At 63.9% G+C, this 19,967-nt stretch carries 16 protein-coding genes and 1 pseudogene; 8 read left to right on the top strand and 9 right to left on the bottom strand.

Going from position 1 to position 19,967, the window contains the following annotated elements; translation table 11 throughout:
• Positions 1–3 precede the first annotated feature (3 nt).
• The 4 genes from rplQ (at position 4) to C7R54_RS17455 (ending at position 5,265) form a co-directional block, all read left to right on the top strand.
• Complete coding sequence (gene rplQ / locus C7R54_RS17440; protein WP_129151703.1) at positions 4–399, top strand: 50S ribosomal protein L17; 396 nt, start codon at positions 4–6, stop codon at positions 397–399.
• Positions 400–1,355: 956 nt separating this feature from the next.
• Positions 1,356–1,700, top strand: coding sequence for a divalent-cation tolerance protein CutA (gene cutA / locus C7R54_RS17445; protein WP_129151704.1), 345 nt, complete (start codon positions 1,356–1,358; stop codon positions 1,698–1,700).
• Positions 1,701–1,718: 18 nt separating this feature from the next.
• A complete protein-coding gene (dsbD, locus tag C7R54_RS17450; protein ID WP_240039579.1) occupies positions 1,719–3,944 on the top strand; it encodes a protein-disulfide reductase DsbD in 2,226 nt (741 codons plus the stop codon).
• Positions 3,945–4,161: 217 nt separating this feature from the next.
• Positions 4,162–5,265 carry an LLM class flavin-dependent oxidoreductase gene (locus C7R54_RS17455; protein ID WP_240039580.1) on the top strand — a complete coding sequence of 368 codons (1,104 nt, stop codon included), beginning with the start codon at positions 4,162–4,164 and terminating at the stop codon, positions 5,263–5,265.
• Between the two features lie 132 nt (positions 5,266–5,397).
• On the opposite strand, the gene hemB is transcribed toward C7R54_RS17455, so the two are convergent.
• Both hemB and yihA read right to left on the bottom strand, forming a co-directional pair.
• The gene (hemB, locus tag C7R54_RS17460) at positions 5,398–6,411 is read right to left on the bottom strand and encodes a porphobilinogen synthase (protein ID WP_129151705.1); all 1,014 of its coding nucleotides are present in this window, start codon (positions 6,409–6,411) and stop codon (positions 5,398–5,400) included.
• Positions 6,408–7,031, bottom strand: coding sequence for a ribosome biogenesis GTP-binding protein YihA/YsxC (gene yihA / locus C7R54_RS17465; RefSeq protein WP_129151706.1), 624 nt, complete (start codon positions 7,029–7,031; stop codon positions 6,408–6,410). Before yihA ends, hemB begins: the two co-directional genes overlap by 4 nt.
• A gap of 218 nt (positions 7,032–7,249) precedes the next feature.
• Here yihA and C7R54_RS17470 point away from each other — a divergent pair, with 218 nt between their 5' ends.
• The 3 genes from C7R54_RS17470 (at position 7,250) to ccsB (ending at position 11,466) form a co-directional block, all read left to right on the top strand.
• Entirely contained in the window at positions 7,250–7,954 is a 705-nt protein-coding gene (locus C7R54_RS17470; protein WP_192903682.1) for a c-type cytochrome, read from the top strand.
• Positions 7,955–8,042: 88 nt separating this feature from the next.
• Positions 8,043–10,118: a cytochrome c biogenesis protein ResB gene (locus tag C7R54_RS17475; RefSeq protein WP_240039581.1), complete on the top strand. Its 2,076-nt coding sequence runs from the start codon at positions 8,043–8,045 to the stop codon at positions 10,116–10,118.
• 7 nt (positions 10,119–10,125) lie between these two features.
• Positions 10,126–11,466 (top strand): c-type cytochrome biogenesis protein CcsB, encoded by a 1,341-nt coding sequence (gene ccsB, locus C7R54_RS17480; RefSeq protein ID WP_129151708.1) that lies wholly within the window; start codon positions 10,126–10,128, stop codon positions 11,464–11,466.
• A 133-nt stretch (positions 11,467–11,599) separates the two neighbouring features.
• Here the strand turns inward: ccsB and C7R54_RS17485 are convergent, their stop codons facing one another.
• The 7 genes and pseudogenes from C7R54_RS17485 to lptM form a co-directional block, all read right to left on the bottom strand.
• A complete protein-coding gene (locus tag C7R54_RS17485; RefSeq protein WP_129151709.1) occupies positions 11,600–13,153 on the bottom strand; it encodes a Fic family protein in 1,554 nt (517 codons plus the stop codon).
• 114 nt (positions 13,154–13,267) lie between these two features.
• Positions 13,268–14,641 (bottom strand): McrC family protein, encoded by a 1,374-nt coding sequence (locus C7R54_RS17490; RefSeq protein WP_129151710.1) that lies wholly within the window; start codon positions 14,639–14,641, stop codon positions 13,268–13,270.
• Positions 14,642–14,652: 11 nt separating this feature from the next.
• Positions 14,653–17,157 carry an McrB family protein gene (locus C7R54_RS17495; protein ID WP_129151711.1) on the bottom strand — a complete coding sequence of 835 codons (2,505 nt, stop codon included), beginning with the start codon at positions 17,155–17,157 and terminating at the stop codon, positions 14,653–14,655.
• A gap of 193 nt (positions 17,158–17,350) precedes the next feature.
• Positions 17,351–17,584, bottom strand: a complete 234-nt coding sequence (locus C7R54_RS17500; RefSeq protein WP_129152026.1) for a helix-turn-helix domain-containing protein — start codon at positions 17,582–17,584, stop codon at positions 17,351–17,353.
• Positions 17,585–17,640: 56 nt separating this feature from the next.
• A pseudogene (locus C7R54_RS29270) lies at positions 17,641–17,830 on the bottom strand (Arm DNA-binding domain-containing protein); the annotation flags it as partial.
• Positions 17,831–18,053: 223 nt separating this feature from the next.
• The gene (lysA, locus tag C7R54_RS17510; protein WP_129151712.1) at positions 18,054–19,346 is read right to left on the bottom strand and encodes a diaminopimelate decarboxylase; all 1,293 of its coding nucleotides are present in this window, start codon (positions 19,344–19,346) and stop codon (positions 18,054–18,056) included.
• Positions 19,343–19,579, bottom strand: a complete 237-nt coding sequence (lptM, locus tag C7R54_RS17515) for an LPS translocon maturation chaperone LptM (RefSeq protein ID WP_240039583.1) — start codon at positions 19,577–19,579, stop codon at positions 19,343–19,345. The genes lysA and lptM overlap by 4 nt, the downstream gene beginning before the upstream one ends.
• Before the next feature lie 41 nt (positions 19,580–19,620).
• Between lptM and cyaY the strand changes: the two genes are divergently transcribed.
• Positions 19,621–19,950, top strand: a complete 330-nt coding sequence (gene cyaY / locus C7R54_RS17520) for an iron donor protein CyaY (protein ID WP_129151714.1) — start codon at positions 19,621–19,623, stop codon at positions 19,948–19,950.
• The last annotated feature ends 17 nt before the right edge of the window (positions 19,951–19,967 follow it).

A 19,967-nucleotide genomic window follows, 5' to 3' on the forward strand; every position in this document is an offset into this window, starting at 1 on the left:
ATCATGCGTCACGGTAATGGCTTGCGTAAGCTCAACCGCACCAGCAGTCACCGTCTTGCCATGTTCCGCAACATGGCCGTTTCGCTGCTCACCCACGAAGCGATCAAGACCACGCTGCCGAAGGCGAAAGAATTGCGCCGCATCGTCGAACCCCTGATCACGCTGGGCAAGAACCCCACCCTCGCGAACAAGCGTCTGGCTTTTGCCCGTCTGCGCGATCGCGATGCCGTGGTCAAGCTGTTCGCCGAAATCGGCCCCCGTTATGCTGCCCGCAACGGCGGCTACACCCGTGTGTTGAAGATGGGTTTCCGTCAAGGCGACAACGCGCCCATGGCTTTCATGGAGCTGGTTGACCGTCCGGAAGTCACGGAAACCGAAGCCGACAAGTCCGCCGAGTAATCGACAGGCTCTAGGGACAAAGGGCGAACCTTCGGGTTCGCCTTTTGTTTTTGTGCTTGAAATGGCGAGCGTCACAGCAGCTAATGGACGACGTCCTGTCCAGATCGAAGAAAATTCGTTGGGACGCAGCGTGCCGGGTGAGCCAAAGCCTCCTGCTCACGCCAACAAGGTGCGCAGGTATCGTGACAGCTTAGCCAACGATTGATGCCGGGTTCTATCCAATTCAGAACATTGAGGATCTCGGCGTGTGTTTCCCTTGCCGTGGGTGATATCCAAAGAAGAGGCTCGTGGTGCATCCGCCAAACGTCAGTTCCGCCACGATTCTGTCCGCCGACGGCGGCTCACGTTCTTCCTGCAGCCGAGTGGAAATTGCAGCGATAGTACCGTTCAGCCAACAGAACTCTTCTCGAGGCAGTGCTAGCCACCAGGTAGGCTGTCGCGGCGAACGGGAGAGACTTTTGTGGATAGCATTACGCAGGGCTATTTCTATCGTCTGAAGGGAGGGTAAGAGCGCTTGTCCGATACGGATATTGAGGTCATAAGCCGCTGCCGCGCGTATTGCGTCGCCCCCGAAGGCCAGGAGATATCTTCTTGTTCTGGGAATGGAGAACACGATCTCGCGCAGGGCCCAATCCATGGTCGCTCCACATCATTCATTGAAAGTCCCATGATAGAGAGACCAGGTGGTCGAAGCCCAGCATTGATTCGAGGGCATGCCTAGGCCTCAAGCTGATTCCAGGATCATTGTTTGAAGAGCAAGTGTCCGCGTGTTAGAGTGCTTTCGCAGCCCTGGAGCCGCCTCTCCCGGATCTGAATGCCGGTGATGTGACCAGGTATGAAGGAAGCCCCGCACTCGTGTGGGGCTTTCGCTATTGGGCGAGCGGCAGCTAAGGGACGTTGGAGGTGAAGCGATAAAATCAGCCTTTAGCAGGCCCTATGCGCATCGGGAGACAGTCATGCCGCAACAAGACGATATCGTGATGGTGTTCAGCAGCGCGCCCGACCTTTTGCTGGCCAAGCGCATTGCCCACATCGTCGTGGAGGAAGGGCTGGCGGCTTGCGTGAACCTCGGCGCGCCGATGTTGTCCATCTATACCTGGAAGGGCGAGGTCGAGGGGGCCGAGGAAGTGCCGATGTGCTTCAAGACGACCGTGGGCCGCCTTGAGGCGCTGGTCGAGTCGATTACCCGCCAGCATCCCTATGAAGTGCCGGAAGTCGTCGCCGTGCCCGTCGTGGGCGGCGCGCCGGCGTATCTCGATTGGGTGCGCGAACAGACCGCCGGGGGCAGGCCGCCGGCTTGAGGAACAAGGATGCACGTTATGGCTCGTGAGCCAGCAGGTGTGACAAGGACGGCATGGGCCGCCTGGCTATGGGCCATCCTGTGTCTCGTCGCCATGCTGTCGTGGCCCGCCGCCAGCCGGGCGGACGACGACTTCCTTCCGCCTGAGAAGGCCTTCCCCGCGACCGCCGCCATGGCCGATCCGAACACGGTGCGGGTCGAGTTCAAGGTGCCGAAGGGGTACTACATGTACCGCGAGCGCTTCGGGTTCGCGGTCGATCCACAGGAGGGCGCGACGCTGGGCCAGGCGCGTTTGCCCGCTGGCGAGATGAAATACGATCCGACCTTCGACAAGAACATGGAGGTCTACCACCAGCCGCTTGCCATCGATATCCCGGTGCACCCCGCCGGCCCCCAGCCAGGCGATGTGACGGTGGTGGTGACGGGACAGGGATGCGCGGATGCCGGCATCTGCTACCCGCCGATGGAGAATCGCATCAAGCTGCGGCCGATCAACGGTGGATACCAGGTCGCGGGTCCGCCGGTCTGGGGCTATGCCAGCGGCATACCCGGCGGCGACACTGCCGCCGACGCGGGACAGCTTGCCGAAGCCGCGCCCGGCGTCAGCCTTGCCCCGGACGCCGCGCGGCCAGGGCTGTCCAGGCCGTCCGGCCTGGCGCAACAGGCTCAGGTCGACACGCCGCCGGCGGCGGCCGGCGACGGCCTGGGATTGGCCCGATCCGGCGCCGACGCGGCAGGTGGCGGCTCCCCGGATCGGCGGACAGCGTCCCCGGCCGGTCCCGCCTCGACCGGCGCCCCCACGGCCACCGCCAATACGGGCTTCTCCGCCCTGACGGGCAGCGACGACGTCGGCCTGGCCGGCGCCATCGCCGGCATGGGCTGGTTGAAAACGGCGGGCGCATTCCTGTTGCTGGGCCTACTGCTGTCGCTCACGCCTTGCGTGCTGCCCATGATCCCCATCCTGTCGACCATCGTCATCGGAAGGTCGGGGAATGGCTCCACAGCCGTGGCCACGGCCGGCGGCACCAGCGCCCCGGCACCGGACCGCAGGCCCAGGCGCTGGACCGGGCTGGGCCTGGCCGCGGCCTACGTGCTGGGCATGTCGGTGGTCTACACCATCCTGGGCATAGCGGCAGGCCTGAGCGGCGCCGGTCTGGCTGCCTGGCTGCAGACCCCCTGGGTGCTGACGTTGTTCGCGTTGCTGCTGGCCTTGCTGGCGCTGCCCATGTTCGATGTCTATACCTTCCAGATGCCGGCCTCCCTCCAGGCCCGCATGAGCGACCGTGCCAGCCGCATCCCGGGCGGCCGCGCCGCCGGCGCCTTGCTGATGGGCGCGATTTCCGCCCTGATCGTGGGCCCCTGCGTGGCGGCGCCGCTGGCGGGTGCGCTGCTGTACATCTCGCAGACCGGCGATGTGCTGCTGGGCGGCTCGGCCTTGTTCGCCCTGGCTTGGGGCATGGGCGTGCCGCTGTTGGTCGTCGGCGCCTCGGCCGGCACCTTGCTGCCCAAGGCCGGCGCGTGGATGGAAGGCGTCAAGCGCTTCTTCGGCATCCTGTTGCTGGCCACGGCCTGGTGGATGGTGGTGCCCATCGTACCGGTGGCCTTGCAGATGGTCGGCTGGGCTTTCCTGGGCATCGTCGGGGCCGTCATGCTGCGGGCTTTCGAAGCCATCGGCCCCAATGCGGGCGCCGGCCGCATGTTTGGCAAGGGGCTGGGATTGCTGCTGGCCCTGGTGGCGGTGGCGCAACTGGTCGGCGCGGCCAGTGGTGGCCGCGATGTCCTGCAACCCCTGGCGCATCTGGCCGCACGCGGCGTGGCGGGTGGTGCGGGGTCGACAGGCCTCGCCGGGTCCAATGGCGCGTCGGACGGCTTGGCCAACACCACCGAACCGGCCTTCGACCGGGTCCGCAGCCTGGCCGAACTGGAAAGCCGTGTCGCCACGGCCGGCCGTCCCGTGATGCTCGATTTCTATGCGGATTGGTGCGTCTCCTGCCGTGAGATGGAGAAGTTCACTTTCAGCGATCCCGCCGTGGCGGCGCGCATGCGCGGCATGCTGCTCTTGCGCGCCGACGTAACGGCCAACAACGCCGACGATCGCGCGCTGCTCAAGCGCTTCAAGCTGTTCGGGCCGCCGGGCATCATGTTCTTCGATGCACAAGGCAAGGAATTGCCCCAGGCCCGCGTCATCGGCTTCCAGGATGCCGTCAGGTTCGGCCGTTCGCTGGACGCCGTCGTCCCGCGTTGAGGCCTCGCCGGAGAAGACTGCCGGACAGGGCGGCGCGGGTGTCCCCATCCGCCCCGTAAACCTCCCCGTGTTCGCATGAGCCATGTTCCCGGACAAACGACCCGCGCGCCTTAGCCCTGGCGTTTTTATTGCCTAGGGAAATAAAGACCTGTGCGATTGTTCTTCGACCGTGCGCGCGCGATCGGGCATCCTTTGCATTCTTCATCCGGATAGCCGGATGCCCTACAAGACTGCAAGGCGCCGCATGAGCAGCACCCATCCCGAATTTCTCTGGTACATCCCCAACCAGGTCTACGCCGGCCATCGTGGCGACGAAGCCGTTCCCGACCACAACAGCCTGGATACGCTGGCCAGCCATGCCAAGGCGCTGGAGGAGCACGGCTGGCAAGGCGCGCTGATCGGCACGGGCTGGGGCCGCCCCGACACCTTTACCGTCGGCGCGGCGCTGGCGGCCCGCACCAGCCGTTTCGAGCCGCTGGTGGCCATCCGGCCGGGCTACTGGCAGCCGGCTCAATTCGCGTCGGCCGCGGCCACGCTGGACCACCTGAGCGGCGGCCGGCTGCGCATCAACATCGTGTCCGGCCAGGACAAGCTGGCCGCCTATGGCGACAGCGAAGGCGACCAGGCGCATCGCTACGCGCGCACCCGCGAGTTCATGCAATTGGTGCGCAAGCTGTGGACGGAAGAGAACGTGACCTACAAGGGCGAACACTTCCAGGTGACCGATTCCACCGTCGTGCCGCGCATCCCGCCGCGCGAAGGCCGCCGCCATCCCAGGCTGTACTTCGGCGGCGCGTCGCCGGCGGCGGAGCGGGTGGCGGCTGCCGAGGCCGACGTGCAACTGTTCTGGGGCGAGCCGCTGGCCGACGTGCAGGCGCGCATCGAACGGCTTCGGTCGCTGGCGCGCGAACTGGGCCGCGAACACGCACCCCTGGAGTTCGGGCTGCGCATCACGACGGTGGTGCGCGAGACGTCGGCCCAGGCCTGGGCCGATGCCGAAGCCAAGGTGGCCAAAATGGCCGCGACGCAGGGCGCCGGCTGGAACGATCACGGCCGCACCTTCGTGGCCGTGGGCCAGCAGCGCCTGCTGGACCTGCAGGCGCGCGGCGATGTGCTCGATGACAATCTCTATACCGCGCCGGGCCGTTTCGGCGGCGGCGGCGCCGGCACGACCTGGCTGGTGGGGTCGGCGCAGGAGGTCGCCAGCTCGCTGCGCAAATACCAGGCGCTGGGGATCCGCCATTTCATCCTGTCGGACACCCCGTACCTGCAGGAGATCGAGCGGCAGGGCCGGACGCTGCTGCCCTTGCTGCGCGGCTGATCGCGGGCGCGTATGCCTTCCCCAAGCACAAAGGCCCGCCTTATGGCGGGCCTTGGCGCATAGGCCGCGGACGTCAGGTGGTCGCGGGCCGGCGGATCCGCCGCCATACAGCCCCTACAGCCCCTACAGCCCCTACAGCCCCTTCAGCTTCTTCGCCGCGTCGATGGCGAAGTAGGTCAGGATGCCGTCGGCGCCGGCACGCTTGAAGCCCAGCAGGGATTCCATCATGACCTTGTCGTGGTCCAGCCACCCGTTGTTGGCGGCCGCCTTCAACATGGCGTATTCGCCGCTCACCTGGTAGACGAAGGTAGGCACGCGGAACGCATCCTTGACCCGCCGCAGCACGTCTAGGTAAGGCATGCCGGGCTTCACCATCACCATGTCGGCGCCCTCGGCGAGGTCGCCCGCCACTTCGCGCAGGGCTTCGTCGATGTTGCCCGGGTCCATCTGGTAGGCGGACTTGTTCGACTTGCCCAGGTTGGAGGCCGACCCCACGGCGTCGCGGAAGGGGCCATAGAAGGCGCTGGCGTACTTGGCGGAGTAGGCCATGATGCGGGTGTGGATGTGGTCGGCGCCTTCCAGGGCCTGGCGGATGGCGCCGATCCGGCCGTCCATCATGTCGCTGGGCGCGACGATGTCGACGCCGGCCTGCGCCTGCACCAAGGCCTGCCGCACCAGGATTTCCACGGTGGGCTCATTGATCACATAGCCGTCGGCGTCGATCACGCCATCCTGGCCGTGGCTGGTATAGGGGTCCAGCGCGACGTCGGTCAGCACGCCCAGTTCGGGGAAGCGCTTCTTCAGCTCGGCGACCACGCGCGGCACCAGGCCTTCGGGATTGGTGGCTTCGACGCCGTCCGGCGTCTTCAGCGACGGGTCGATCACGGGGAACAGCGCCATCACCGGGATGCCAAGTTGCACGCATTGCTCGGCGACCGGAAGCAGGGTGTCCAGCGAGTAGCGCACCACGCCCGGCAGCGACGGCACGGCTTGTTGCAGGCCCTGGCCTTCGGCCACGAATACCGGATAGATCAGGTCGTTGGCCGTGAGGGTGTTTTCGCGCACCAGGCGCCGGGTAAAGTCGTCTCGACGCAGGCGGCGCGGACGAGACGCGGGAAATTGGGCGGAAATGATGTGATGGTTCATGGCACTACCTTCGGTGAAATCCAGTTCTCGATATGCTCGCCGGCTTCTTCCAGGCCGATGCGCTCCAGGGCCGAGAAGGGCACGGTATGCAGGGCGCCGATGTCGGCCAGGTCTTTCTTGACCGCGAACACGGTTCTCATGCGCTGGCCGTAGGGCAGCTTGTCGGCCTTGGTCAGGAGGGCCAGGACGGGGCGGCCCGTCGGCGCGATGAAATCGACCAGGCGGCGGTCAAGTTCCGTGACGCCGCGGCGGATGTCGATCAGCAGCACGACGCCCGCCAGCGAGGGCCGGGTCGCCAGGTAGCCGCCCAGCACCTCGGCCCATTTTTCCCGTTCGGCCTTGTTGATCGCGGCGTAGCCGTAACCGGGCAGGTCGACCAGGAAACCCAGCGGATGCTCGGGATCCAGGGGGTCCGGCAGACCGAACATGTTGATCAGCCGGGTGCGGCCTGGCGTCTTGCTGGAAAACGCCAGGCGCCGCTGGTTGGTGAGGACGTTGATGGCGGTCGACTTGCCGGAATTGGAGCGTCCGACGAAACAGACCTCCGGCGCGCCGGGGGGCGGAAGCTGGTCCAGGCGGGCGGCCGAGACGAAAAAGGAGGCGCGGTGCAGGAGGGACACGATATGGAGGAAACGGTTGGTTGCGAACCCTATTGTATAATCGGCCGTTTGCAAGGGTGGCACCGCTCCCGACGCGATTCTGGATCCTCGGACAGTATTCGCTGCATATGTTCGATTACCGGTGACCGGAATTCCGGCAGGGCTGGTGAATGGCAAACATAGCTCAAGTAACGACTAAGAATCGTTACGAATAAAGCTGCGATCATCGAGGTTTACACATGAAGCGTGTGCAGTCCCGAATGTCTGTAGCGGCGCTGTTGTTGGGCGCTTTCGTAGTTTCAACCACGTCCTGTCTGGCCGCTGACGCGCCGGCGGGGCCAACGAAGCCGGATGCGGCGAAGGGTGGCCAGCTCTACGAGCAGGGCGACGCCGCTCGCAATATCACGGCCTGTGTGGCCTGTCATGGCGCCGGGGGCAGCAGTACCATCCCGGCCAATCCCAATCTCGCGGGCCAGCCGCACGAGTACCTGGCCAAGCAGTTGGCGGATTTCAAGCTGCCGGACGGCGCCAAGGCGCCCGCCCGCAATGGCAGCGGCGGCAATCCCACCGTGATGACCGCCAACGTGGCGCCGCTGACGCCGCAGGACATGGCCAATATCGCGGCCTACCTGTCGCAGCAGCCGCTGAAGGAGCCCGCGACCGCCGGTCACAAGGAATGGGTCGAACTGGGCCAGAAGATCTGGCGCGGCGGCCTGCCGGAGCGTAATGTACCGGCTTGCGCGTCTTGCCACAGTCCCAACGGGGCGGGAATGCCGGCGCAGTATCCGCGCCTGTCGGGGCAGTTCCCGAGCTATATCGAGGAGCAATTGAAGCTGTTCCGCAGCGGCGATCGCAAGAACAGCGATCCCATGCACACCATAGCCGATCGCATGTCGGACGCCGAGATCCAGGCGGTGTCGGACTACGCGGCCGGCCTGCGTTGATGAAATATAAAAACGCCCGAACCATGTCCGGGCGTCTGCTGTCTATCGAAGGGGGGTTGCCGGCATATCCGGTCCCCCCTTTTGTTTTATGAATCAAAACACCGCATCTTCCCGCCTTACCCTGCGCAGCGTCCCCGGCGAACTGTTCGAGCTACTGGGCTCGATGCGTTTCGCCGTGAGCCTGCTGATGTTCATCTGCGTGGCCAGCACCATCGGCACCGTGCTGGAGCAGAGCCGCGCCGCGTCGCAATACATCGATCAATTCGGCCCGTTCTGGTTCGAGCTCTTCGACAAGTTCTCCATCTGGCACATCTACAACAGCTGGTGGTTCCTGTTGATCATGGCCTTCCTGGTGGCGTCCACCTCCGTCTGCCTGATCCGCAATGCGCCCAAGATGTTGCGCGATGCGATGTCCTTCCGGGATTACGTACGCGCGTCCAGCCTGCGCGCTTTCCCGCAGCGCGCCGAATTCGACAGCGCGGCATCCGTGCCCGCCGCGACCGAATCCGTGCGCAAGCTGCTCAAGCGCCTGGGGTATGCGGTGCGCGAGCGCGAGGACAACGACGCGGTGCTGCTGGCGGCAAAAAAAGGCAGCGCCAATCGCCTGGGCTATATCCTGGCGCACACGGCATTGATCGTGATCTGTATCGGCGGGCTGCTCGACAGCGAGCTGCCCATACGGTTGCAGGTCTGGCTGGGCGGCAAGCAGCCCATCTTCGACAACATGCTGATCAGCCAGGTGCCCGACAGCGGCCGCCTGTCCCCGCATAATCCCAGCTTCCGTTCCAGCATGCTGGTGCCGGAAGGCGGGCGCGCCAACAGCGCGGTGGTGATGGTCAACGATGGCGCCCTGGTGCAGCCCATCCCCTTCACCCTGACCCTGAAGAAATTCATCATCGATTACTACTCCACCGGCATGCCCAGCCGCTTCGCCAGCGAGGTGGAGGTCCAGGACCCCGATACCGGCAAGAGCTTCGAACAGACCATCGAGGTCAACGAGCCCTTGCGCTACAAGGGCGTGACGGTCTACCAGTCCAGCTTCGATGACGGCGGCAGTACCGTGCAATTGCAGGGCTATCCGCTGCGCGGCACCGACGCTACCCCGTTCAAGCTGGCGGGCACGGTGGGCAAGGCGTCGGAAACTGGCGCGGACATGCCGCCGTCCATGCACGACGTGCGTGTGGATGTGACCGCCTTGCGGCCGATCAACGTGGAAGACCTCTCCGGCGGCACGCCCAAGCCGGCCACGAATTTCTCGCAGGACGTGGCGTCGGTGGCCGGCAGCGCGGCGGGCAAGAAGAACGAGCATCTGCGCAATGTGGGGCCGGCCGTCGAATTCCGCCTGGTCGATGCCAGCGGCCAGGCGCACGAATTCCGCAACTACATGCTGCCCGTGGTGCTGGACGGCGTCCCGGTGTTCCTGGCCGGGGTGCGCAACAACGCCGGCGAGCCCTATCGCTACGTACGCCTGCCGGTCGACGCCGACAATAGCGTGGCCGAGTTCATGCGCCTGCGCGCGCTGCTGGCCGATCCGCAAGCGCGCAAGGAAGCGGCGCAGCGCTTCGCGGACAAGAACGCCCCCCGGGGCGTGGACAAGCAGCCGCTGGAAACCGCTGCCGAACGCGCCTTGCAGACGTTCTCCGAGGGCGGCCTGCAGGCCGTCGCGAATTTCCTGCAAAGCAATACGCCGCCGGGGGACCTGGAGCGCGCCGCCGATATCGTGGTGCGCCTGATCGGCTCCAGCGTGGCGGAATTGCGTAATATCGAACGGGAGCGTGCCGGCCTGCCTGCGCTGGCCACCAGCGGCGAAGGCGGCGAGCAGGCGGCCGTATGGTCGCGCGTGGCGGTGGCGGCGCTGTCCGACCTGTCGCTGTATCCGTCGCCCGTGTTTTTTACCCTGGCGGATTTCAAGCAGGTGCAGGCCAGTGTCTTCCAGGTCAGCCGCACCCCGGGCAAGAAGGCGGTCTACCTGGGCTGCCTGTTGTTGATTCTTGGCGTGTTCAGCATGTTCTACATCCGCGATCGCCGCGTCTGGGTGTGGATCACGCCGGCAGGCGAGTCCGGCAGCGCCGTACAGGCCGCCATGACGTCGCAGCGGCGTACGCTCGATTTCCAGCGCGAGTTCGAACGATTCAAGCAGGCGCTGCTGCGCCTGAAGCAGTGAGGCCACCATGTCCGATTCCACGATTTCCACGCCCTCCCACGACCTGTGGCAGGAGGGCATCTCCGAAAGCGGCGACGGCCGCATCCAGCGCGGCCGGCCCGACTGGACCGATGCGGTCTTCCTTGTCCTGCTGGCGGTCGGCGCGGGCTATGCGCTGTCGCGCTTCGCCGGGTCGATGGACTACTACGAAAAAATCATCCTGTGCGGCGCCGTGCCGGTGCTGACGTGGATGGGCTGGCTCTGGCGGCCGCTGCGGCGCCTGATGATCGCCGCCGCGCTGGCCAGCGGCCTGGCCATCATGCTGTACGGCAATGACCTGGGCCGCGCGGAACAGGTGTTCTTCCTGAAGTACCTGCTGTCCTCGCAATCGGCCATCCTGTGGATGTCGGCGCTGTTCGTCCTGGCCACGGCCTGTTACTGGATCGGGCTGTTCAGCCCGACGGCGGCGTGGCTGGGCAGCGCGCTGACCTGGGGCGCGGTCTTCGCCGGCGTCACGGGCATGCTGGTGCGCTGGCGCGAAGGCCACCTGATGGGGCCGGATCTCGGCCATATCCCGGTCAGCAACCTGTACGAAGTCTTCGTGCTGTTTTCGCTGATCACCGCCATGTTCTATCTCTACTACGAGCGCCGCTACAACACCCGCGCCCTCGGCGGTTTCGTGCTGCTGGTCATTTCGTCGGCGGTAATGTTCCTGCTGTGGTATGCCTTCACCCGCGACGCGGCGCAGATCCAGCCGCTGGTGCCGGCGTTGAAGAGCTGGTGGATGAAGCTGCATGTGCCGGCCAATTTCATCGGCTACGGCACGTTCTCGCTGGCGGCGATGGTGGGATTCGCGTACCTGGTGAAGGAGCATGGACAGACCACGTCCTGGCTGAAGCTGGCACCCCTGTTCGTGCTGGGCGTGCTGCTGTGCGCCGAGCCCATGGTGTTCCGCACCCAGGGCCTGTCGGCCGCCTGGATGGAGTACTTCGGCCTGGGCGCCGTGATCGTGTCCGGCATTCTGCTGGGCCGCCGCCGTATCGCGGCGGCGCTGCCCCCGCTGGAGGTGCTGGACGACATCATGTACCGCGCCATCACGATCGGATTCGCGTTCTTTACCGTGGCGACCGTGCTCGGCGCCCTGTGGGCGGCGGACGCCTGGGGCGCCTATTGGCAGTGGGACCCCAAGGAGACCTGGGCGCTCATCGTCTGGCTCAATTACGCGGCCTGGCTGCACATGCGCCTGATCAAGGGGCTGCGCGGCGTCATGGCGGCCTATTGGGCGCTGGTGGGCCTGTTGATCACCGGCTTTGCGTTCCTGGGCGTGAACATGTTCCTGTCGGGCCTGCATTCCTACGGGCAGCTTTGAGACCGTCCGTCGCCCGCGGCGAGCGCGGGCGACGGACGGTCTCGGACCTCGCGCTCCGAACCGTCGCACGCCGGGACCACCTGGCGTGCCTGCAATGAAGAATATCCGCTGTGAAGTTTTTCCGGCCAGGGGCTTAGCTTGAAGAGCCATCGGGTCGCAGCGCCAGCCAGCGCCGCCCTGCAGCCGTCAGCCGGTATCGCTGTTTGCTGCTGCGCGGCTTGTCGGGCAGGGTCATTTCGATCAATCCTGACGCAAGGGCCGGCAGCAGATAGGCTTTGCGGAAATGCTCGTCGTCCTTTAGCCCCAAGGCATCCTGTAGCTCCTGCCTGGACAGCGCGGTCGGCAATGCGCGAACCACCTTCTGAGCTTCCGGGGCGACTTCCGGGGCGACTTCCGGGGTGACTTCCGGGGTCGAGGCAAGTGCCATTGGGTGACGTGGCAGCCGGATTACGAACGAAAGCCGGTCATCATCCGTGTCGAACAGCGGCGCGGGCGAGCCGTTGGCCGCCATTTCCTTCAGGATTTTCGGAATGCCGGTGGAGCGCCCCTCGGTCATGTCCAGCTCCTTCAGGAACTCGCCGATGCGTCGGTTGCGGTAGCGGCGGCTGACGGCGCGGCCCGCCTTCAGGTCTTCCATCTTGATTGATCTGTCCGGGCCGGGGTAGCTGACAACTACCAGTTCCTCGTGGCTGATACGCACCTCGATCGGTTCGCGCTCTTCGTAGGAACGGTGATAGACCGCGTTCACCACGGCTTCTTCGATGGCGGCGAACGGGAAATTCCAGATCCGCGTGGCCTCGGCCCGGTCGGGATGCTTGATGACGGTCTCAATCAGATAATTACGCTGGATGTAGCCCAGCGCCTCGCGCGTCATCCGCGCCAACGGACCCTTGAAGATTTTCTCGTCGAAGCGGTCGCCGCCCGCGCCTTCAGGGAACCAGACCACGTCGATCTGCACGCCGGGAAAGAACCGCTCCGGCGTTTCGTTGAAAAACAGCAGACCCACGTTCTTGGGCCAGGGCGATTCGGTAGGGCCACCCGCCACGTTCATCTGACGCGCCAGCGCCTCGACGGAAAGCCCCGGCGCGTCCGCCACCAGCTCACTGCCGACTTCCTGCAAGAAGTCCTGCATCAAGGGTTTGGCGAGATCATCGACACGCGCGAACTGGTTGAAGCGATCGTCGAACGGAACCTTGGCAGCCAAGCTCAACAACTCCTGCTCGGTGTCGCCCTTGGCCTCGACCGTACTGCTGTAGCGGCGGATGTAGTAGCGCCACGTTTTCTTGTTCGCGGTGACCGCTTCCGGCGCTTTGTAGGGTCGCGTCTGCCCGCCCGGCGCTTGCAGCACGATCAGGTTACGGTCCTCGACCACTCCGATGCTCAACACCGGGAAATACGGCGGCTGGATCAACTGGCAATGCGCCAGCAGTTCGCGCTGGATCTTGTCGAGTTGGTTGTCGGGCAGGCCGACCGGCGGAAAGACGGGCTGACCGCTGGCATCGCAGTCCTGCCCGATCACTACGTAGCCGCCGCCCAGGTTCTCGAAGTCGTTGGCGAAGGCGCACAGTGTGCGGATGATCGCGTCCGGGTTCCAGCCGGCCTTGTACTCGATGCGCTCGCCCTCGACTGTGCGCTGGCGCAACAGGTCGTTGAGGTTGAGGGGAAGTTTGACATTCGTGATCGTCATCGCCTATTACCGTTTCTTGCGAAGGCGTTCAGTTCCGCCGCGATGCTGTCGGCATTGATGTCGCCACGCTTAGTTTGCAGAGGTTCGGCTTCAGTCATGGATTCCGCTGAGCAATCATGTCAAGGCCATTTCTTCGAGGCCAATATTGGTCACTGCATTCTGTCCCGTCAACGGTGATGGTCCGCGCGCGAACGCATCGAGACTGCCGCAAGCCGGAAGGACAAGTCGACGTTGTTGCAGGCAGAACGGTAGAACCCACAATCGAAGGCCTCGGGATTTCGGAAATTCGAACATGGGAAGCGCCCGTTCGAACGCATCCGTCTTGGGGTAGATCAGCACCACATCACCCTGCCCGTCGAGATAGGTTTGACCATAGGCGTACAACTGATAGAAGTCCCCTTGGCTCAATCCATATTTGTCCGTGCCGTTGGCCTTCGTCCCGTCGATCAATTTCCACTTCGTATCCAGCACCAAGCGGTTCGCCGCGGATTCCTGAATCAGCAGATCAGGCTTCATGCGGAACCAGTCCTGGCTTTGGTGTCTGATCAGTGAAAAACTGCTGGCTTGCGCGCGCAGCGTAAAGGGCTGCCCGAGCTGGCGCGCAAGATGCTTGGCGACGTAGGCCTCGAAGACCGCTGCCATTGGAAATAGCAGTGACGGCGCACGATGGCCACCCGCGCCAGTGAGCGGCGATTCATCTTGCAGGATCAGGCGCGCCCACGCCAAAGCGTCGGCGTAGTGCCCCATCCCGCGATCTAGCCGCACCCTTTGAAAATCTAGAATCTGCTGTTCCGATTCAGGAATTTCGGCAAACACAAAGCAAAGTTCGCGCGCCAATTGTTGATGCGTTTGCGAGGAGGTCCAGGCAAGGGCTTGCCGAAGCGCCGAATGCAGCAGGCGATTTTCCGGACGGTTGTTCGAGAACTCGTCGAACTCGGAAAAGAAGCGATCCCGTCGGCACAGGTTCTGCCGCAGATGCGCGGCCATTTGAAGCTTGCCACGCAACGCGAAAATGTTGTCTTGCCGCAAGGTGTAATGGCCACGCAACCCTCGCTTGACGATGTGCTCCACAGTGAGTAGAAACTCGCCGATGAAGACTTCCAGCAAGGGCATATGCGCGGCCACCAACTTGGCACTGTCGGTCTGGATGTGGCGGAAGCCTCCCAGACACCGCAGCATCTCGATCAGAAGTTGCCGAGCCTGCACATCACCGCCATCAATCGCCTTGCCGACCTTCGGCAGTACCTCGATCTGGAACCCGTCCGGCGCGCGAATCACGCCAACGAAGCTGGTCACCTGCACCGCGCGATGCCCACGCCGCTGGGTCAGTCGCAGCCAAGCCGAATCGCCCGCTTCTACGGAGCGTAGCGCCTGTGATTCCAGCCAACTGAACACATGCTCCGGCACCGAGTGCAGTTCGTTGGCATTGAGCGCATCCGGCGGCAAGGCTACCAGCGCGTCGAATTCATGGATCGTGATGCCAGCCATTTTCGTGCCAGTTAGGCGGAGGCCTGATAGATGCCGATGTATGCGGCAGGATTGGTGAACGCCGATTCCTGTAGACTGTAACGGCGCTTGGTCGCGTAGCTGTCAAGCCCGTGGTCGTTGCCGAACAGGACGGCCAAGTCTTGTACGTGTGGGTCGCTTTCGCCGACGAACTGAAGCGCCGCGTCCATCTTCTGGTTGTCGCCCAGCACCAACCGAATCTTCCGCCAGTCCTCGAAGAAGTACTCTTCCAGCAGCGGAACGATGCGGTGGCGGAAGGCCGTAGTCAGCGCCTTGAACCGCAAGGGGCCATCTTCCACCTGAGCTAGACTGGTCAAGTAAGCGTGGCCGATGCAGTGATCGCGGTCGTACAACGCCTCGATGCGCTCGTTGATTCGTTCCAGCAACCGGCGCGCGTCAATTGGCCCGGCATCGGTGGTGACGATCAACCCCGCCAGTGGTGCGCTGTCCGGGTCACCGGGGACTTTCTCGGCGCGGGTGTCGGGCAGCAAGGCCAAGAACTCGAACCGGCGACGTAAGGCGGTGTCAAGCAGAGCCAGTGAACGATCCGCCGTGTTCATCGTGCCGATGATATCCACGTTAGCCGGCACCGAGAACTTTTCGCCGGAATACGCCAAGACCACTTCGACCGGGGGGGCGCTGCCGTTCAACGGGTCACGCTTGTCGGCCTCGATCAGGGTGATCAGCTCACCGAAAATTTTGCTGATGTTGCCCCGATTGATCTCGTCGATCACCATCGCAAACCGCTGGTCGGGTGCCTGCCTCGCCTTGCGGCACAGTTCCTGGAACGCACCGGGGCGAATTTCGTAGGCCACTTCGCTCGCCTCCGCTTCGCCCGTCAGTACGGGACGAAGCCCTTCGACGAATTCCTCGTAGCCGTAGGACTGGTGGAAGGTGACGAAGCTGTAGCGTTGAATCACACCGACATCCTGCCGACCAGATTTGAGCTGATCGACGAGTGCGATCAGGTCGGCGCAGACCTCCCGCCAATCACCAGCAAACTGCCATACTGAATCCGTAGATTTTTCAAAGATCGCCGGATCCAATCGCAATTTGATGTTTACGGTTGCCGAATCAAGAATCGTGTGATGTTGCAGCGTGCCCCAAAGGGTTTGCTTGATGCCCTCGGTGCGCCCTTTAGCGGTAGCGATGGCTTGAATGAATGGATGCTCGGCGAGTTTGGGCACCCTGGCCTCGCCGCCCAGGTCATATAACGCAGCGGCAGCACCCTCCCACCATTTCAGCACCGCGATTTTCTCGGCGATGATCTGGTTGCGCCATTCTTCTGTGGAAATGGATCCCATCTGCTGCTCGTAATCGCGCTTGAGTAGCCGAGTCAGGGTGTAGGTTTTCCCGGTGCCGGGCGGGCCGTAGTAGATGCGGTTGATGCAAGGCGAAACCGGCTTGCTGGCGGCAGGCTGCGCAGGAGCGGGGGACGGCCGCGTAATGCCGCTTTCTCGGCTGGCGGCCCCAAGGGGGTCACCGGCCAGTGCCGCCAATTCAGCCAAATCCGTGCCGAAGTACGGTTTTAGCAAGGTCGATTCAAATTCTGGAAGATCTTCCGCGCCGACTTGCCAGAAGGTCGTATTGCCTTGCGGAGACCAGTACTTTGAATTCGCGATGTAGCGGTCGTTGCGCTGGGCAGTTTTGAGCACACGGTAACTGCGTTGCAACCAGCCCGTGCGCTCGGGCCAAGGGTCGGCGTCGGAAGTGAATTGCCCGATAAGCTGTAGGCTATTTCCGTGGCAGAGGAAAAACAATGCGCCCACGGGCACTTCGGCGAACTTCTTGCCTTGCTCTTTGCCGGTTCCTTTTCCCATCACACCCAAGTAATTGTCCAGACACTGCCGACGTTCCGTATCGGTCAAACTACCGTGGGATAACTTCCATATCGCCAGATTCTTCTTGCTCCAGGCCTCCCATACTTGCCGCCCGTATTCCAGAATGCCCGTGCCTGCTGGAAGTCCGGCGATTACGGCTTTCTGCAAGGCGGCCATGCCCTGGCCGGTGGTGCCACCTGTGTACGCGGCCAGCATTGCAGGCTTGAACACATCCACGATCAGCGGTTTTTGCCGGTTTTGATAGTGGAAGGCGATCTTCCATTTGAATGCTTCGCCTAGGTCCTTGAAGGCATCAAGGCCTTCCACATCGCCCTGTGCGGCCAGCGCTGCCACCTGAACAACGTAACCACGCACCCTCCCAAAAGCTTCTTCTGCCGTCGCGCCGAGGGACGAGTACCAGCCGTGGGTGCCGGAGTAGCTCAACTTGCCGTCGTTCTTCTTCTCCTCTGCGTCCTTGCGCGAGAACACGCCGAACTTGAACGCCGACCCGCCCCAAATGCTGCCCAGTTCATCGAGCCGCGATTCGATCCAGTAGGTGAAGCTGTCCTTCGAGCCCGCCTGGGTGTATTCGTCTAGCCTCATCGTGGCCAGTCGTGTAGCGGGCCAAACGGCCAGGAACTCATCCCACAGGGCATATTGCTGCTGAAAATCAGTCATGGGGTAGATTCCTCCATGCTGCCGGACTTCTGATGGGTGATTCCTTCCGGCCTGGGCGCTGACATCGCACCATTCCTTGCGCAGAGGAATCCACAGCCAGTGGCCTTCGTGGTGACGAGCATCCGCGTTGGTGAAAGCTGCAGGCTGGGCGGGTGCGCAGGTTTCCTGATTTTGGCCATATTGTGGTTCTCGTTCAGTTCTGTTTCTTCTCTTCATCCGCGCCACCGGCGCGCACCCACTCATCCACCTCCGACATCTGGAACTTCCAAAGCCGCCCCACGCGGTGCGCGGGCAGGCCCTTGCGGTCGATCCAGCGGTAGATGGAATCGCGCGTCACGCCCAAGTGTTCGGCGATCTGCTCAACGGATACCCAAGGCTCGGTCACGGCTGCTCCAGCGCCAATGAAATTGGTAGCACAAAGTCGCATTAAATCGTAAAGACGCAATCTAGCATGTGAATGTAGAGCTGGGCCTGGAATGCTTGGTCCCCGTACTGGTCCAAGGCGCGTTTGCGGCGTTCGCCCGCATTCGTGCGACGCCGGAGCATAAACACCTTGCGGCTACCAGGGTAATCTCGCACAGGAAGCCGGGCACCAGCGTATGCGCAGTTCTGCTGCCTGTGCTTGGGCGCGCGCCGCTTCGATGGCGGACTTGGTGAGGTTGATTTTTGCCACGACGACTCCTAGGAAAGACCCCGTTTCCAAGACCCGGGGGAGCCATCAGCGGGAAAACCAGGTCAAGTTCCGGAAAGCACCATCAGAGGTTGAACTCGCCTAACCCATTGATAAACCTGCTGTATCGGGTAGTAGCGTAGTAGAGCGAAATGCGGCACTGGAGTCATGATGAAATGAAAAACGCCCGCGCAAGCGGGCGTTTTTGCTGGAGCGCCGGCCGCCTTCAGGGCAGCGTCGATTCCCCGCGCAACAGGTCTTCCACCGATTCGCGCTTGCGGATGACGTGGTATTCCGCGCCATCCACCATCACTTCGGCGGCGCGCGGCCGCGTGTTGTAGTTGCTGGCCATGACCATGCCGTAGGCGCCGGCCGACTCCACGGCCAGCACGTCGCCCTGTTCCACCGCCAGCGCGCGCTTGCGGGCCAGCCAGTCGCCGCTTTCGCAGACCGGCCCCACCACGTCGTATTCCACCGTGGCGCCCGCGCGCTGGTGCAGCGGCAGCAGGCCGTGCCAGGCGTCGTAGAGCGTGGGACGCAGCAGATCGTTCATGGCGGCGTCGACGATGGCGAAGTTGTGCGTTTCGCCGTGCTTGAGGAATTGCACCGTGGTCAGCAGCAGCCCGGCGTTGCCCACCAGCGAGCGGCCCGGCTCCATCACCAGCTTCAGGTGGGCCAGCTTGCGCGCTTCCAGCCTGGCATAGACCTGGTCCAGCAGGGCCTTGGGCGCAAGCGGCGTCTCGTCCACGTAGGTGATGCCCAGGCCGCCGCCCAGGTCCAGGTGCTCGATGGCGATGCCGGCGCCGGCCAACGCATCGATGAGGTTGAGCAGCTTGTCCAGCGCGTCCAGGTAGGGACTGACCTCGGTGATCTGCGAACCGATGTGGCAGTCCACCCCCACGACCTGCAAGCCCGGCAGGCTGGCGGCCGTGCGATAGGCGTCGAGCGCGTTCTCGATGGCAATGCCGAACTTGTTTTCCTTCAGCCCGGTGGAAATATAGGGATGGGTGCCCGCGTCGACGTCGGGATTGACCCGTAGCGACACCGGCGCCTTCTTGCCGATCGACACGGCGACGTCGGACAACAGGTGCAGTTCCGCCTCGGATTCGACGTTGAAGCACTTGACGCCCGCTTCCAGCGCGGCCTGCATTTCCCAGGCCTGCTTGCCCACGCCGGAGAAGACCACCTTGGCCGGGTCGGCGCCCACGGTCAGCACCCGCTTGAGCTCGCCGCCGGAAACGATGTCGAAGCCGGCGCCCAGCCGCGCGAATTCCTTGAGCACGGCCAGGTTGGAATTGGCCTTCATGCCGTAGCAGATCAGCACATCGCGGCCCGCCGTCGCGCTGCGGTAGGACTCCCAGGCGGCATGCAGGGCGGCGCGGGAGTAGACGTAGAGCGGCGTGCCCAGGCGGTCGGCCAGCACCTGCAGCGGCACCTCTTCCGCGTACAGCGAGCCGTCCTTGACGTGAAAATGGGGATAGCCGGCCGGTTGGGCCCGCCGGGGAAGGGAAGCAGTCATCGTTGTGCGCCGGTCGGCGGGTAGGAGGGAAGGGCCGGGGTGATCCGAACGTCGGCCGCGCTGCCGGGTATGGTCGGCGGCAGCGGCGCCGGACGCACGCCCACGGGCGGCTTGGCCTGCTGCGTACCGTTGCCGGTCGGCAGATAGAGCGGACCCTTATAGCCGCAGCCCGCCAGCCAGGCGCCGGCGGCCAGCGTGGCTACAATGCGTAGAACCCTGCGGCTAGTTGCCATATGGGACACTGGGAACTCCGAAATTCATGCAGGTTGGGATTATGAACGAAACCGAATTTCTTGCGTTGGCCGAGCAGGTGCTCGATTCTCTCGAAAGCCAGGCTGACGACTGGGCGGCTTCCCTGGATGTGGACATCGAGGCCAACCGCAGCGGCAACGTCCTGACCCTGGTTTTCGAGGACGACACCCACGTCGTCGTCAATAGCCAGGCCGCCATGCAGGAGCTGTGGGTCGCGGCGCGCAGCGGCGGCTTTCACTACAGGTACGACGGCAAGCACTGGAACGACACCCGCGGCGGTCCCGGCCTGGCCGATGCCCTGTCGCAGATCTGCTCGGATGCCGCTGGCGTGCCGGTGAAAGTGCAGGTCTGACGCCGCCCATGACCCAG

The sequence above is a fragment of the Achromobacter aloeverae genome (assembly GCF_004121055.1).
GTDB classification, from domain to species: Bacteria; Pseudomonadota; Gammaproteobacteria; order Burkholderiales; family Burkholderiaceae_B; genus Bordetella_C; species Bordetella_C aloeverae.